We start from the raw sequence: 12,309 nt of genomic DNA on the forward strand, positions 1-12,309 counted from the left end.
CAGAGCAGAGCAGAGCAGAGCAGAGCAGAGCAGAGCAGAGCAGAGCAGAGCAGAGCAGAGCAGAGCAGAGCAGAGCAGAGCATCGACCACTGTGGAATAGGGGGAGTGGGTTGGTGGCAGATTTCAGCGCAGATGGGGGGGCCACACCAATGAGCCTGCTCCGCACTTGGGAGAAAGGCAGATAGCAAGAAGGGAGCCTGAGGCTCCCTTCTTTGTTAGCGGTAATGTGATAGCTGCTGGCTAGAACCAGAAGCCGATGATAAAGGAGCCCGCAAGGGTCAGCATCACGTTGGCCACCGCATAGGTACCGGCATAGCCGAGTGCCGGAATGGAGCTGTTGGCTGCCTCGTTGACCACATCCATCGCCGGGGCACAGGTACGGGCACCTGTGATGGCACCGAGCAGCAGCGCCGGGTTCATCTTGAGCACCCAGACCCCGAACAGATAGCCTACCAGCACCGGCAAGGTGGTCACCAGCATGCCGGAGAAGAGCACTACCGTACCCACCTCGCTGAGGTGGTCGAGGATGCCGCCACCGGCTTTCAGACCCGTACTCACCATAAAGACCGCCAGACCGAGATCCTTGGCCAATCTGAGCGCGCCGGGCGGCACATAGCCGACCGTCGGGTGGTTGGCCCGCAGGTAACCCATCAGAATGCCTGCCAGCAGCAGGCCGACGGCGTTGCCGAGACCGAATTCGATCTGACCGAACACCAGCGAAACGGAGCCGATCAGCAGGCCGAGTACGAAGAAGGTGGTGAAGGCCACCAGATCCGTGGTCTGGCTGTGGATGCTGATAAAGCCGATCTTGTTGGCCAGCAGTTTGACCCGCTGTTTCTCGCCACTGATCTGCAGCACGTCGCCCTTTTGCAACATGATGTTGCGATCGAACGGCATCTCGATTTGGGAGCGTACCACCCGGTTGAGGAAGCACCCTTTCTCGGTGAGGTTGAGCTCCACCAGATGGCGGCCGACCACCGAGTCATTCTTTACCACTATCTCTTCGGTGACGATCTGCAGGTCGAGCAGGTTGCGGTCGAACACCTCTTTACCGTTGCGGTAGTTGACGTCCAGCTTCTCGTGGCTCTCGGGATAGCCCACCAGAGCGATCTCATCCCCTTCCTGAATAACGGCATCGCCATCGGGACTGGCCAGAATGCCGTTGCGGCGGATCCGCTCTACATAGCAGCCGGTATGGGGATAGATGCCGGTCTCCCGCAGGGTACGGCCACCGATCCAGGCTGCCAGTTCGGGGCCCACCCGATAGGCGCGGATGATGGGCAGATAGGTCTTGCGACTCTCGCTGTCGGAGAGACCCCGCTCACGGGCGATTTTTTGCGCCTCGGTATTGAGGTCGAGGCGTGCCAGCGAGGGGAGATAGCGCACCACCAGCATCAGGCCCACCAGACCCACCAGATAGGTCAGGGCGTAGCCGATGCCCATGTTGTCGAGCACCGCCTGCATATCGGTCTGATGGGGCAGGTTGAGCAGACCGCTGCGCAAGGCATCCTGGGCACCTACCAGCGCGGGGGTCGAGGTGAGGGAACCCGCCAGGATCCCCGCCGCCATGCCCGGCCCCAGATTGAAGAACTTGGCCAGCCCCACCGTCAGCAGCAGGGCGGTCAGCAAGATCACCAGGGTCAGGGTGATGTAGTGGATGCCGTCGCGCAGGAAGACGCTGAAGAAATGAGGGCCCGCCTCGATCCCCACACAGAAGATGAACAGCATAAAGCCGACGTTTTCAGTGGTGGCTGCAAATTCGAAGCCCATCTGGCCGAACAGCAGGGCGGTAAACAGCACACCTATGGTGTTGCCAATCTGAAAGTTGCCAATTCGCACCTTGCCAAGCAGCAGGCCGAAGGCCAATACCACGAACAGCAGCAGGGAGTCGCTTTGATGTAGCAGTGTCACGAAATCTATGGTCATGCCCGGAAAAACCGAGGAAAAAAGTGGGGTCGATATTGTGCCGGATCTATCCCCAATAAAGAAGCGCAAGGGAGCGATTAATCGGACGTTATCGGACGCTATTTGTGGAGCCGGCGGCGTGATAGGGAGACAAGCGGATGAAATCTGGCAATTTTTGCTGTAACCGTCGTTGTCAATTAGTGAAATCTGCTGCCCGCGACCGAAGTGCTCTGGCGCAGGCCGATTTTTTAGATTCTGCTGTCCAGCCGCTTGGCGGGGATCAGTTTCAGCAGATTCAACCGATGGCCACCATGGTTGGCTGAGGGGCAAATCAGCTTGATATTTGCCCGTTCGCCCACGGGGCATGGGTTGGCAAAAAGATGCTTCTGAAAAGTGCCAATAGAGCCTGTCACCCCGCTGTTCCTGAGGGGGCTAAAAAACAGCATAAAATCAGGTTGGCCAGCAAAATGACTCTTCGCCGGGGGCCATCAAGGGCAATCCCGCGTCCTGACAGGGCTTGCTGCACTTACCCACAGAATCTGTGGATAACCCTGTTCATGAAACTTGTTCATTGCCCTGAAAGCCGCGCCAGTACTGGGATGCAAGGGCTGTTCAAAAAATACCGGAAGAAAAATGTTTGTATAAAAATCAAATGGTTAGATGCGACAGGAGAAAACTCTGTCGTGCCGGAACGGGTAACAAAAGGGAGCGTCAGCAGCAAGAAGGATCTTGTGCATTAAAATTGGCAGGAGAGGGCACTAAAGTGGATAACTTGCACCGAGATGGTGAGGAATTGGCTCCCCCGACTGGACTTGAACCAGTGACATACGGATTAACAGTCCGCCGTTCTACCGACTGAACTACGGGGGAACATCAGGCAAGGAGGGGCATCATACAGAAGGTGTCCGAGGTGGTCAAGCCATTCGCGGGATGATGGCACGGGTGTACCGCTGCCAAACCCTCGGTTACACTGCTCTCCTGCTGTTTTGTGTCGGGAGTGTTCATGAGCAAATTGTTCAAGTTAGCCAGCCAGTTTCAACCCGCCGGGGATCAGCCCACGGCGATTGCCCAACTGCTGGATGGCATCGAGTCGGGGCTGGCCCACCAGACCCTGCTCGGGGTGACCGGTTCGGGCAAGACCTTCACCATGGCCAACGTCATCGCCACCCTGAACCGCCCGACCATGATCTTGGCCCCTAACAAGACCCTGGCCGCCCAGCTCTATGGCGAGATGAAGGAGTTCTTCCCCGACAACGCTGTAGAGTATTTCGTCTCCTACTACGACTACTACCAGCCCGAAGCCTATGTGCCGACCACCGACACCTTTATAGAGAAGGATGCCTCCATCAACGATCACATTGAGCAGATGCGATTGTCGGCCACCAAGGCGCTGCTGGAGCGGCGCGACGTGGTGATCGTCGCCTCGGTGTCGGCCATCTATGGTCTGGGGGATCCCCAAGCTTATCTGAGCATGATGCTGCATCTCAAAGTGGGGGATGTGATCAACCAGCGGGATATCCTGCGCCGTCTCGCCGAGCTGCACTACACCCGTAACGACATGGCGTTTCAACGCGGTACTTTCCGGGTGCGCGGTGAAGTGATCGACATCTACCCTGCCGAATCGGACAAGCTGGCCCTGCGGGTAGAGCTGTTTGATGAAGAGGTGGAGCGCCTATCCCAGTTCGATCCTCTGACCGGCGCTATCGAGCAGACGGTAGTGCGCTACACCATTTACCCCAAGACCCACTACGCCACCCCGCGCGAGACCATTCTGGGGGCCATCGAGCATATCAAGGAGGAGCTGCGCAGCCGTCGCGAGCAGCTGTTGTCCCTCAACAAGTTGGTGGAGGAGCAGCGCATCAGCCAGCGTACCCAGTTTGACATGGAGATGATGCAGGAGCTGGGTTACTGCTCCGGCATAGAGAACTACAGCCGCTACCTCTCCGGCCGTGCGCCGGGGGAGCCGCCGCCCACCCTGTTTGACTACCTGCCGGGGGATGGCCTGCTCATCATCGACGAGTCCCACGTCACGGTGCCGCAGATTGGCGCCATGTTCAAAGGGGACCGCTCCCGCAAGGAGACCCTGGTGGAGTACGGCTTCCGGCTCCCCTCGGCGCTGGACAACCGGCCACTCAAGTTCGACGAATTTGAAGCGCTGATGCCGCAGACGGTGTTTGTCTCGGCGACTCCGGGCCCCTACGAGCTGGAGAAGTCCGGCGGCGATGTGGTGCAGCAGGTGGTGCGCCCTACCGGCCTGCTCGATCCGGAGATCGAGGTGCGTCCGGTGACCACGCAGGTGGATGATCTCCTCTCCGAGATCCGCAAGCGGGTCGCGGTGGAGGAGCGGGTGCTGGTCACAACCCTGACCAAGCGGATGGCGGAAGACTTGACCGAGTATCTGGCGGAGCACGACGTCAAGGTGCGCTATCTCCACTCCGATATCGATACGGTCGAACGGGTGGAGATCATTCGCGATCTGCGCCTTGGCAAGTTCGATGTGCTGGTGGGCATCAACCTGCTGCGGGAAGGTCTCGACATGCCGGAAGTGTCGCTGGTGGCGATTCTGGATGCGGATAAAGAGGGCTTCCTGCGCTCCACCCGCTCGCTGATCCAGACCATCGGCCGGGCGGCGCGTAACCTCAACGGCAAGGTCATTCTCTACGGCGATACCATCACCAACTCGATGAAGGTAGCCATTGAGGAGACCGAGCGGCGCCGCGCCTTGCAGCATGCCCATAACCTCAAGCATGGGATCACCCCCAAAGGGCTCAACAAATCCATTGGCGATGTGATGGACATGGGGGGCAGCCGCACGGCAGGTAAACCAGGCAAGGGGATGCGCAAGGCAGCCGAGCCGCAAGGGGAATACCATGTCCGCTCTGCCAGCGAGATTGCCAAAGAGATCAAGCGGATGGAGGAGCAGATGTTCCAGCATGCCCGGGATCTGGAGTTCGAACAGGCGGCAGCACTGCGGGATCAGATCCAGCAGTTGCGCAGCGAGTTGATCGAGTCATGAGCCGCAAACGCTGGCTGATTTGGCAACGACTTCGTCGTCTCTATCATGGTTTTCGCCATCCTGGTACCCCCTGGTGGGCGAGGGGCCTGGTGATCCTTATCCTGCTCTATGGCATCAGTCCGGTGGATCTTATCCCCGACGTGGTGCCCTTGCTGGGTTGGTTCGATGATGTGACCCTGCTGCTGGTGTTGCTATGGGGTTGGGAGCGTTGTTTGCCCTCCGCAGTGCGCAGCGATCTAGAACAGGCCTCCTAGTTCACCTTTTCAACACCACGCTCGACATCACTCTTTGTGCCCCCACCCTCGAAGGAAGCGGAAAAACGGTTTCATTTGAAGGTGGGCGCTTCGGGATGAAAAAGAGGCTGCCTCGGTGATTGTCGCCCGGATGGCATTGGCGTAGACTCCACGCCGTTCACTTTATGGGTATGGAAAAATGGATCTGATCCTCTTTGCAATCGACTTTATCCTGCACGTTGACGTGCATTTGAAAGAGCTGTTTGAGAACTATGGCGTCTGGGTTTACGCCATCCTGTTTCTGATCATCTTCTGTGAAACAGGGTTGGTAGTGACGCCGTTCCTGCCGGGTGACTCCCTGCTGTTTGCCGCCGGTGCGCTCACCGTGGGCAGCGTGCTGGACGTCCATACCCTGTCGGCCGTGCTGATCATCGCTGCCGTGCTGGGCAACGTGGTCAACTACACCATTGGTCACTTCTTCGGCGAGCAGCTGTTCCGCAACCCGGACTCCAAAATCTTCCGCCGGGATTATCTGGAGAAGACCCACGCCTTCTATGCCAAGCATGGTGGCAAGACCATCATCATCACCCGCTTCCTGCCTATCGTGCGTACCTTTGCGCCGTTCGTGGCAGGGATGGGGGCCATGACCTATCCGCGCTTCCTGGCGTTCAACCTGGTTGGCGGTCTGCTGTGGGTACTCTCTTTTGTCTATGCCGGCCACTTCTTTGGCAATCTGCCGGTGGTGCGTCACAACTTTACCCTGCTGATCTTCGGCATCATTGGTATCTCCCTGTTGCCCATGGTGATTGGCGCGGTCAAGGCCAAGATGGGTACTGCCAAGGCGTAACCAGAAATAGGGTCAGCCAGAACGAGAAAGGGGGATCCATGATGGCTCCCCCTTTTTATCTTCACGCGGGCATGACACTCAGTTGCAGCAGCGTCCTTTCACCAGATTGCCGATGGCCACCACGGTGAAGACCAACAGGTAAGCGGCGAAGATGACAACCAGCCACTGGGGCATGGAGTAACCGAAGAACTGCCAGGTGATCTGGGCACAATCCCCTTCAGGCATAAAGAGCCAGGGGAGCCACTGATCGAGTGGAGCCCAGCTCGGGAAGTCGGCAAACGGGCTGCAGACGTTGAACGGGGAGGGGTTGACCTGATAGTCCACATGCTTGAGGGCCAGCTGGAAGCCGCGGAAGGCACTGTAGCCCCACAGCAACATGGCACTCCAGCGAACATACCACTTATCCGGCGCCACCATGCCGAGCAGACCGGCGGCCAGCACCCCCAGGGTCGCCAACCGTTCGTAAACGCACATCACGCACGGGGAGAGGCCCAGTACATGCTGGAAGAAGAGGGCACACAACTCGAGGAACAGGGCTGATGCTGCCAACAGGCCCCAAGCCAGCCGATGGGCGGCAATACGGCGGAGAAACTCGATCATCTCATTGATCTCTCAGAAAAAACAGTGGCTGAATTAGAGCAGAGCGGGGCAGAAAAGAAAAGGGCCCTGAAAGGGCCCTCGGAAACCATCTCAATGGATTAATGCAGCGCCGGCTGTACCGCTGGCAGCGCACTCTCCATCACCAGCCATCCATGCTGATAGAACCACTCGGTGGCAGGACCAAGCAGCAATTCGACAGAGAAAAAGCCGATCAGCCCCAGCACCAATGTGTAGGGCAGCGCCATCCAGACCATGCGGCCATAGGAGAGACGCAGCAGCGGCGCCAATGCCGAAGTGAGCATAAACAGGAAGGCGGCCTGACCATTGGGGGTGGCGACCGACGGCAGGTTGGTACCTGTGTTGATGGCTACCGCCAGCAGATCGAACTGGGCGCGGTCGATGGCACCATTGAGCATGGCCGTCTTCACCTCATTGATGTAGACGGTGCCGACAAAGACGTTGTCACTGACCATGGAGAGCACCCCGTTGGCCAGATAGAAGAGGGCCAGCTGGTTCTCAGGTTTGGCTGCCAATACTAGCTGGATCACCGGCTTGAACAGCTGCTGATCGATGATGACGGCGACCACGCTGAAGAAGACTGCCAGCAGGGCGGTGAAGGGGAGTGCCTCCTGGAAGGCTTTACCCAGCGAGTGCTCCTCGGTGATCCCGGTCAGGGAGGTGGCCAGCACGATGACTGAGAGACCAATCAGGCCAACGGCTGCCAGGTGCATGGCCAGACCGACAATCAGCCAGACCGCAATCAACGCCTGAACGATCAGCTTGGCCTTGTCTTGCGGGCTGCGTTTAGCTTCATCGTAGCGGTTGTACTCCTCCATGATGGCGCGCACCGTGTCCGGCAGGCGGGCACCATAGCCAAACCAGCGGAACTGTTCCACCAGCACGCAGGTCAGCAGACCGCAGATAAAGACGGGGATGGTGACGGGAGACATGCGAATGGCAAATTCGGCGAAGTTCCAGCTGGCTTGCTCGCCGATGATGAGGTTTTGCGGCTCGCCCACCAGAGTGCAGACACCACCCAGCGCGGTACCGATGGCGGCATGCATCATCAGGCTGCGCAGGAAGGCACGAAAATCGTCGAGATCCTGGCGATTGAGCTCGGCGACTTCCTTATCATCGGTATGGTCATGGCTGTGACCAAACTCCTTGCCGGACGAGACCTTGTGATAAATGGCATAAAAGCCGGTGGCGACGCTGATCACAACGGCAATCACGGTCAGGGCATCGAGAAAAGCCGACAGGAAGGCGGAGACCAGACAGAAGGAGAGGGAGAGCAGGATCTTGGAGCGTACGCCGATCAGCAGCTTGGTGAAGACATAGAGTAGCAGCTGCTTCATGAAATAGATGCCTGCCACCATGAACACCAGCAACAGCAGCACTTCGATATTGGCGACCAGCTCGTGCTTGACCTGATCGGCGGAGGTCATGCCGATCAACACGGCTTCGATCGCGAGCAGACCACCCGGTTGCAGGGGGTAGCACTTGAGGGCCATGGCCAGGGTGAAGATAAACTCAACGACCAGTAACCAGCCCGCAATGAAAGGATCAAGGTGGAAGGCAATCGGATTGATTACCAGAAATAGCAAGATGGCGCTTTTATACCACTGTGGTGCATTGCCCAAGAAGTTCTTGGCGAATGCCTGCCCTAGGCTTATTGGCATGATAATGGGTCTCAACTTTGTTGTTAGGATCTGCTTCTATGCAGTCAAGGATGATTCGACCTGTGCCTCCGGATGTTGGCCTTTATCTGTCTGATTCCTCGTGATTTTAATCAAAAAGCGTGACGATTATAAATGATAGCCGATGGAACTCTGCCCATCTGTCTGTTTTATAACCACCTTGTCGGGGTTGGCTGGCTCCCTCGTGGCGATTAGATACATATTCCCAACACTATATTTGCCATATGTGAGCAGAGGACTGACCTTATGCTTGCCAGCCATCATCGCTTTGATATCATTCGTCAGCCTTTTTACGCATTACAACAGAGTCAATTCATGGTTATAAAAGCGCAGAGCCCAGCTGGGTTTGCCGAGGAATACATCATCGAGTCCATCTGGAACAATCGCTTTCCTCCCGGATCTATTCTGCCCGCCGAGCGTGAATTATCCGAGTTGATCGGGGTGACGCGGACGACCTTGCGCGAAGTGCTGCAGCGACTGGCCCGTGATGGCTGGTTGACCATACAGCATGGCAAGCCGACCAAGGTGAACAATTTCTGGGAAACCTCCGGCCTCAATATTCTGGAGACATTGGCTCGTCTGGATCAGGACAAGGTACCTGATCTGATAGCTCAGCTGCTCTCCGCCCGTACCCACATCTGCACCATCTTTATCCGCGGGGCGATCCGTCACAATCCGGAACAGGCCGCCGAGATCCTGCGTGGCGCCGATGGGGTCGAGAACAACGCACAGGCTTATGCCGAGTTCGATTATCGTCTGCACCACCAGCTGGCGTTTGCTTCCGGCAATCCGATCTACGCTTTGATCCTGAACGGTTTCAAAGGTTTGTACAGCCGGGTTGGCAGCTACTACTTCTCCGACAAGCAGGCCCGCGAGACCGCAGATGCCTACTACAAGACCCTGCTCAATCTGGCGGAGACCAAGAACCACGAAGCCGTGTTCATGACGGTGCGTCAGTACGGTATCGAGTCCGGCAAGCTGTGGACACGCCTGCGTCAGGACATGCCAAGCGATCTGTGCGACAACTGATCCCTTGCCTGTGCTGTCCAAGAAACGCGCCATTCGGCGCGTTTTTTTATTCCGCCGTGTTTGTGTCTATCCTTGACTGGTGGTGGTAATTGTTTGAACTACATGGATATTTGGCCAAAAAGCTTGATCCAGCGCAAATGAACCCTGCATTTATCACTTTGGTGGCATAGGACCCAACCGCTGATTGAGGTCAAATGGAGGCATCAAGAGCGGAGCCAATATCCGCCAGAAGGAACACACCTTTCACCGGATGAAGGACACAACAATGAGTCTTCTTGAACACACCATCTGGACAGTACTGGGATATGGGGCCATGCCCTTCATCTTTCTGAGCGGATTCGTGGCGGTGGCAGTGACCTGTTGCATGCTGCTGAATGCGTTCGGGGTACAGTCCGCCGAGAAGTGAGTCGCTTCTCCATGCCGCCAAATGCCAGTCTTCGGACTGGCATTTGTTTTTTGTGTCTTTTAAAGCACTTATCCCGGCAGGGAAGGGGAAATCTTTGGTCAGGATGGTCGAACCTGCCGCCGATTTTGATTACACTGGCGCCCGTATTTCCCACTCACCCTTCTCTTATCAGGTGTTCAAGGTTTTCTATGGCTCTCAAGGCAACCGTATTCAAGGCCCAGATCAGTTTGTCTGATATGGATCGCAATCTGTATCAGGACTTCTCCCTCACGCTGGCGCGCCACCCCTCCGAAACCGATGAGCGGATGATGATCCGGCTGGCGGCCTTTGCCTGGCACGCCGCCGAGCGACTGGAGTTCACCAAGGGATTGAGCGCCGATGATGAACCCGAGCTCTGGTGCAAGAACTACTCGGACGAAATAGAGCTCTGGATCGAGCTGGGCCAACCCGATGAAAAACGGCTGAAAAAGGCCTGTAACCGCGCCCGTCAGGTGGTGCTCTACCTCTACGGCGGTCGTGGCACCAGCGTCTGGTGGAAGCAGAACCAGGGCAAGCTGAGCCAGCATGACAACCTCAGCATCATCGAACTCTCCGACAGCCAGACTCTGCCGCTCACCGCCATGGTCGAGCGCACCATGCAGCTCACCTGCACTATCTCCGATGGTCAGCTCTGGGTCAGTAACGGCGCACTGGAAGTGACGCTGGATCCGGTGGTGCTGATGGGCAAACCGGCCCGCGAACTGTAACGGACGCCGCCCATGTTCAGCGCCTTGCTCAATATCGTCATCCCGGTGTTCGGTGTGGTCGGGCTCGGCGCCCTCTACGGGCGATTGCGACCGGGGGCTGCGCTCGGTTACGTCAATCGAGCCAATATCGAGCTGTTTACCCCGGCGCTGGTCTTCTCCGCGCTGGTCAAGTATCCGCTGGCACTGGCGGAGCATCTGCCGTTGATTGCGGCGGGGGCGCTGGTTATTCTTTTACCCGGTCTGCTGCTCGCACTGCTCAAACTCAAAGGGATTGAGCGGGCAGCGCTGATCTTGCCCGCCATGTTCCGAAATACTGGCAATCTCGGTATCCCCTTGATGTTGCTAGCGTTTGGCGAGCAGCAACTGGGGGCCATCGTGATCCTCTTTGTGCTCTCCAATCTGCTGCACTTCTCGGTCGGCATGTTTATCCTCTCGGCCAATACCTCCCGCTGGCTGTGGCTGCGCAGCCCGGTGCTCTGGGCCGCGCTGGCCGGTTTGCTGGTGGCCAACCTGCACATTGCGCTGCCGGAATATGTGGTGACCACGGCCTCGCTGCTCGGTCAGATCTCGGTGCCCCTGATGCTCTTTGCGCTGGGCATTCGCCTGATGGAGGGGGAGCTTGATCACCTTGGCCTCGCGCTCAAGTGCAACCTGCTCTATCTGCTGGCGGGGGGATTGGCGCTGCTGCTGGCGATCTGGCTGTTGCCGCTCAAGACGGAGTGGATCCCGCTGTTGATGTTGTCGGTTTCCTTGCCCCCTGCGGTCTTGAATTACATGCTCTGCGAGCAGTATCACTGCCAGCCGGACAAGGTGGCCAGTATCGTGCTCGGCGGCAATGCCCTCTCTGTGCTAGTGATCCCGCTGGCGGTCTGGTTGGCACTTCATCTGCCCGGCTAAGCCAGATTGTATTGGTGCGACGGTGCGACTCACTGGCCAATTGCTTGATCGAACCGAGTCACAGTCGTTCGCATCTCATCCTTGCAGGGGAAAGTTAGCCTATCAGGATCAGCAAGCTCTTCCATGCCATCTCTGTCCATTATTGCCTCCGTGATACATCTGTCGTCCCCGTATCCGGCCCCTGAGCCCCAGGGCTAACGGCGACAGCTATAGTTGAAAAAGAGCTGACTGACACTGTTTAACCAATGCCAGTGAGGGAAACCGGATGAGCACAAGTGAGCAATCTGATCCTGTGGGGCAGGCAAAATCGCGCTATGACCCGGCATTGCCTACCGGTTATGACTGGCGCAGACACCGCCGTTTTATCCTCAGTGGGGGTGGTTACAAGGCAGAATGCAGCCGTCGTAACTGGTTTCTGGAGTTGCTCAACCCGGTACCCTATGTGGTGGTGCGCGACATAGCCATCGGCGGCATCGGTATTCTGGGGGCCATACGGTTGAAAGAGGGGGATGAGCTGGTGATTGCCATTCCCTCTGGCGAGAAGCTGCGCGGTCTGGTCGTGAGATCCCAGCCAGACCCACTCTTTCCCAAACTCTATCGCACCGGTATTCGTCTGCATCGTTATCCGACGGCCGAGCTGTTTGCCCGCTGGCAAAGTTACATTCAGCCGCAAGATAAAGCGGATTTCGACCATGAGTGTCAAGTCTTGAAACAGGTACGTGGCGCGTGAGCCAAATGCCATTTCAGTGGCTGTTTTCCCCACCTTCAGCATGATTTGTCGATGGATTCCGCAGATCTGCAGGCTTGGCTGTCCCGAGTGGTTTATCTTGCTGCATGTGTTTTCATCTTTATGTTTTTATTGAATTTTATCTGTACCTCTGAAGTCGCGGAGGATGCGGATCATTTTCCCTTTTCGTGATCCCCCCCGAAGTA

At 57.2% G+C, this 12,309-nt stretch carries 13 protein-coding genes and 1 tRNA gene; 10 read left to right on the top strand and 4 right to left on the bottom strand.

Going from position 1 to position 12,309, the window contains the following annotated elements; translation table 11 throughout:
- Positions 1–240: 240 nt before the first annotated feature.
- Positions 241–1,926, bottom strand: a complete 1,686-nt coding sequence (locus OKC42_RS10550) for an aspartate:alanine antiporter (RefSeq protein ID WP_005336899.1) — start codon at positions 1,924–1,926, stop codon at positions 241–243.
- Between the two features lie 137 nt (positions 1,927–2,063).
- Between OKC42_RS10550 and OKC42_RS10555 the strand changes: the two genes are divergently transcribed.
- Positions 2,064–2,228 carry a hypothetical protein gene (locus OKC42_RS10555; protein WP_155737312.1) on the top strand — a complete coding sequence of 55 codons (165 nt, stop codon included), beginning with the start codon at positions 2,064–2,066 and terminating at the stop codon, positions 2,226–2,228.
- Positions 2,229–2,462: 234 nt separating this feature from the next.
- Positions 2,463–2,645 (top strand): hypothetical protein, encoded by a 183-nt coding sequence (locus OKC42_RS10560; protein ID WP_162493200.1) that lies wholly within the window; start codon positions 2,463–2,465, stop codon positions 2,643–2,645.
- 54 nt (positions 2,646–2,699) lie between these two features.
- Here OKC42_RS10560 and OKC42_RS10565 read toward each other — a convergent pair.
- Positions 2,700–2,775, bottom strand: a tRNA-Asn gene (locus OKC42_RS10565).
- 133 nt (positions 2,776–2,908) lie between these two features.
- Between OKC42_RS10565 and uvrB the strand changes: the two genes are divergently transcribed.
- The 3 genes from uvrB (at position 2,909) to OKC42_RS10580 (ending at position 6,001) form a co-directional block, all read left to right on the top strand.
- On the top strand, positions 2,909–4,921 hold the full coding sequence (gene uvrB, locus OKC42_RS10570) for an excinuclease ABC subunit UvrB (protein ID WP_201943660.1): 2,013 nt from the start codon (positions 2,909–2,911) through the stop codon (positions 4,919–4,921).
- On the top strand, positions 4,918–5,175 hold the full coding sequence (locus tag OKC42_RS10575; protein ID WP_005336897.1) for a YkvA family protein: 258 nt from the start codon (positions 4,918–4,920) through the stop codon (positions 5,173–5,175). The genes uvrB and OKC42_RS10575 overlap by 4 nt, the downstream gene beginning before the upstream one ends.
- 178 nt (positions 5,176–5,353) lie before the next feature.
- Positions 5,354–6,001: a DedA family protein gene (locus tag OKC42_RS10580; RefSeq protein ID WP_199428263.1), complete on the top strand. Its 648-nt coding sequence runs from the start codon at positions 5,354–5,356 to the stop codon at positions 5,999–6,001.
- Positions 6,002–6,079: 78 nt separating this feature from the next.
- Here the strand turns inward: OKC42_RS10580 and dsbB are convergent, their stop codons facing one another.
- Together dsbB and nhaB are read right to left on the bottom strand one after the other, a co-directional pair.
- Positions 6,080–6,601: a disulfide bond formation protein DsbB gene (gene dsbB, locus OKC42_RS10585; protein WP_005336895.1), complete on the bottom strand. Its 522-nt coding sequence runs from the start codon at positions 6,599–6,601 to the stop codon at positions 6,080–6,082.
- A 98-nt stretch (positions 6,602–6,699) separates the two neighbouring features.
- The gene (gene nhaB, locus OKC42_RS10590) at positions 6,700–8,280 is read right to left on the bottom strand and encodes a Na(+)/H(+) antiporter NhaB (RefSeq protein ID WP_199428264.1); all 1,581 of its coding nucleotides are present in this window, start codon (positions 8,278–8,280) and stop codon (positions 6,700–6,702) included.
- A gap of 333 nt (positions 8,281–8,613) precedes the next feature.
- Between nhaB and fadR the strand changes: the two genes are divergently transcribed.
- The 5 genes from fadR to OKC42_RS10615 all read left to right on the top strand — a co-directional run bounded on the left by fadR (position 8,614) and on the right by OKC42_RS10615 (position 12,106).
- Complete coding sequence (fadR, locus tag OKC42_RS10595) at positions 8,614–9,327, top strand: fatty acid metabolism transcriptional regulator FadR (protein ID WP_026034983.1); 714 nt, start codon at positions 8,614–8,616, stop codon at positions 9,325–9,327.
- Positions 9,328–9,592: 265 nt separating this feature from the next.
- On the top strand, positions 9,593–9,733 hold the full coding sequence (locus tag OKC42_RS10600; RefSeq protein ID WP_005345965.1) for a TIGR02808 family protein: 141 nt from the start codon (positions 9,593–9,595) through the stop codon (positions 9,731–9,733).
- A gap of 188 nt (positions 9,734–9,921) precedes the next feature.
- Positions 9,922–10,479: a YaeQ family protein gene (locus OKC42_RS10605; protein ID WP_005336887.1), complete on the top strand. Its 558-nt coding sequence runs from the start codon at positions 9,922–9,924 to the stop codon at positions 10,477–10,479.
- Positions 10,480–10,491: 12 nt separating this feature from the next.
- A complete protein-coding gene (locus tag OKC42_RS10610) occupies positions 10,492–11,376 on the top strand; it encodes an AEC family transporter (protein ID WP_199428265.1) in 885 nt (294 codons plus the stop codon).
- Between the two features lie 265 nt (positions 11,377–11,641).
- Positions 11,642–12,106, top strand: coding sequence for a hypothetical protein (locus OKC42_RS10615; protein ID WP_076491525.1), 465 nt, complete (start codon positions 11,642–11,644; stop codon positions 12,104–12,106).
- Positions 12,107–12,309 lie beyond the last annotated feature (203 nt).

Origin of the sequence: Aeromonas sp. Y311-2, assembly GCF_027706025.1 — a bacterium.
GTDB lineage: Bacteria > Pseudomonadota > Gammaproteobacteria > Enterobacterales > Aeromonadaceae > Aeromonas > Aeromonas veronii.

Coding starts and splice junctions, on each gene's coding strand:
- OKC42_RS10550 (WP_005336899.1), bottom strand. CDS start 1,926: ATGACCATAGATTTCGTGACACTGCTACATCAAAGCGACTCCCTGCTG.
- OKC42_RS10555 (WP_155737312.1), top strand. CDS start 2,064: ATGAAATCTGGCAATTTTTGCTGTAACCGTCGTTGTCAATTAGTGAAA.
- OKC42_RS10560 (WP_162493200.1), top strand. CDS start 2,463: ATGAAACTTGTTCATTGCCCTGAAAGCCGCGCCAGTACTGGGATGCAA.
- uvrB (WP_201943660.1), top strand. CDS start 2,909: ATGAGCAAATTGTTCAAGTTAGCCAGCCAGTTTCAACCCGCCGGGGAT.
- OKC42_RS10575 (WP_005336897.1), top strand. CDS start 4,918: ATGAGCCGCAAACGCTGGCTGATTTGGCAACGACTTCGTCGTCTCTAT.
- OKC42_RS10580 (WP_199428263.1), top strand. CDS start 5,354: ATGGATCTGATCCTCTTTGCAATCGACTTTATCCTGCACGTTGACGTG.
- dsbB (WP_005336895.1), bottom strand. CDS start 6,601: ATGATCGAGTTTCTCCGCCGTATTGCCGCCCATCGGCTGGCTTGGGGC.
- nhaB (WP_199428264.1), bottom strand. CDS start 8,280: ATGCCAATAAGCCTAGGGCAGGCATTCGCCAAGAACTTCTTGGGCAAT.
- fadR (WP_026034983.1), top strand. CDS start 8,614: ATGGTTATAAAAGCGCAGAGCCCAGCTGGGTTTGCCGAGGAATACATC.
- OKC42_RS10600 (WP_005345965.1), top strand. CDS start 9,593: ATGAGTCTTCTTGAACACACCATCTGGACAGTACTGGGATATGGGGCC.
- OKC42_RS10605 (WP_005336887.1), top strand. CDS start 9,922: ATGGCTCTCAAGGCAACCGTATTCAAGGCCCAGATCAGTTTGTCTGAT.
- OKC42_RS10610 (WP_199428265.1), top strand. CDS start 10,492: ATGTTCAGCGCCTTGCTCAATATCGTCATCCCGGTGTTCGGTGTGGTC.
- OKC42_RS10615 (WP_076491525.1), top strand. CDS start 11,642: ATGAGCACAAGTGAGCAATCTGATCCTGTGGGGCAGGCAAAATCGCGC.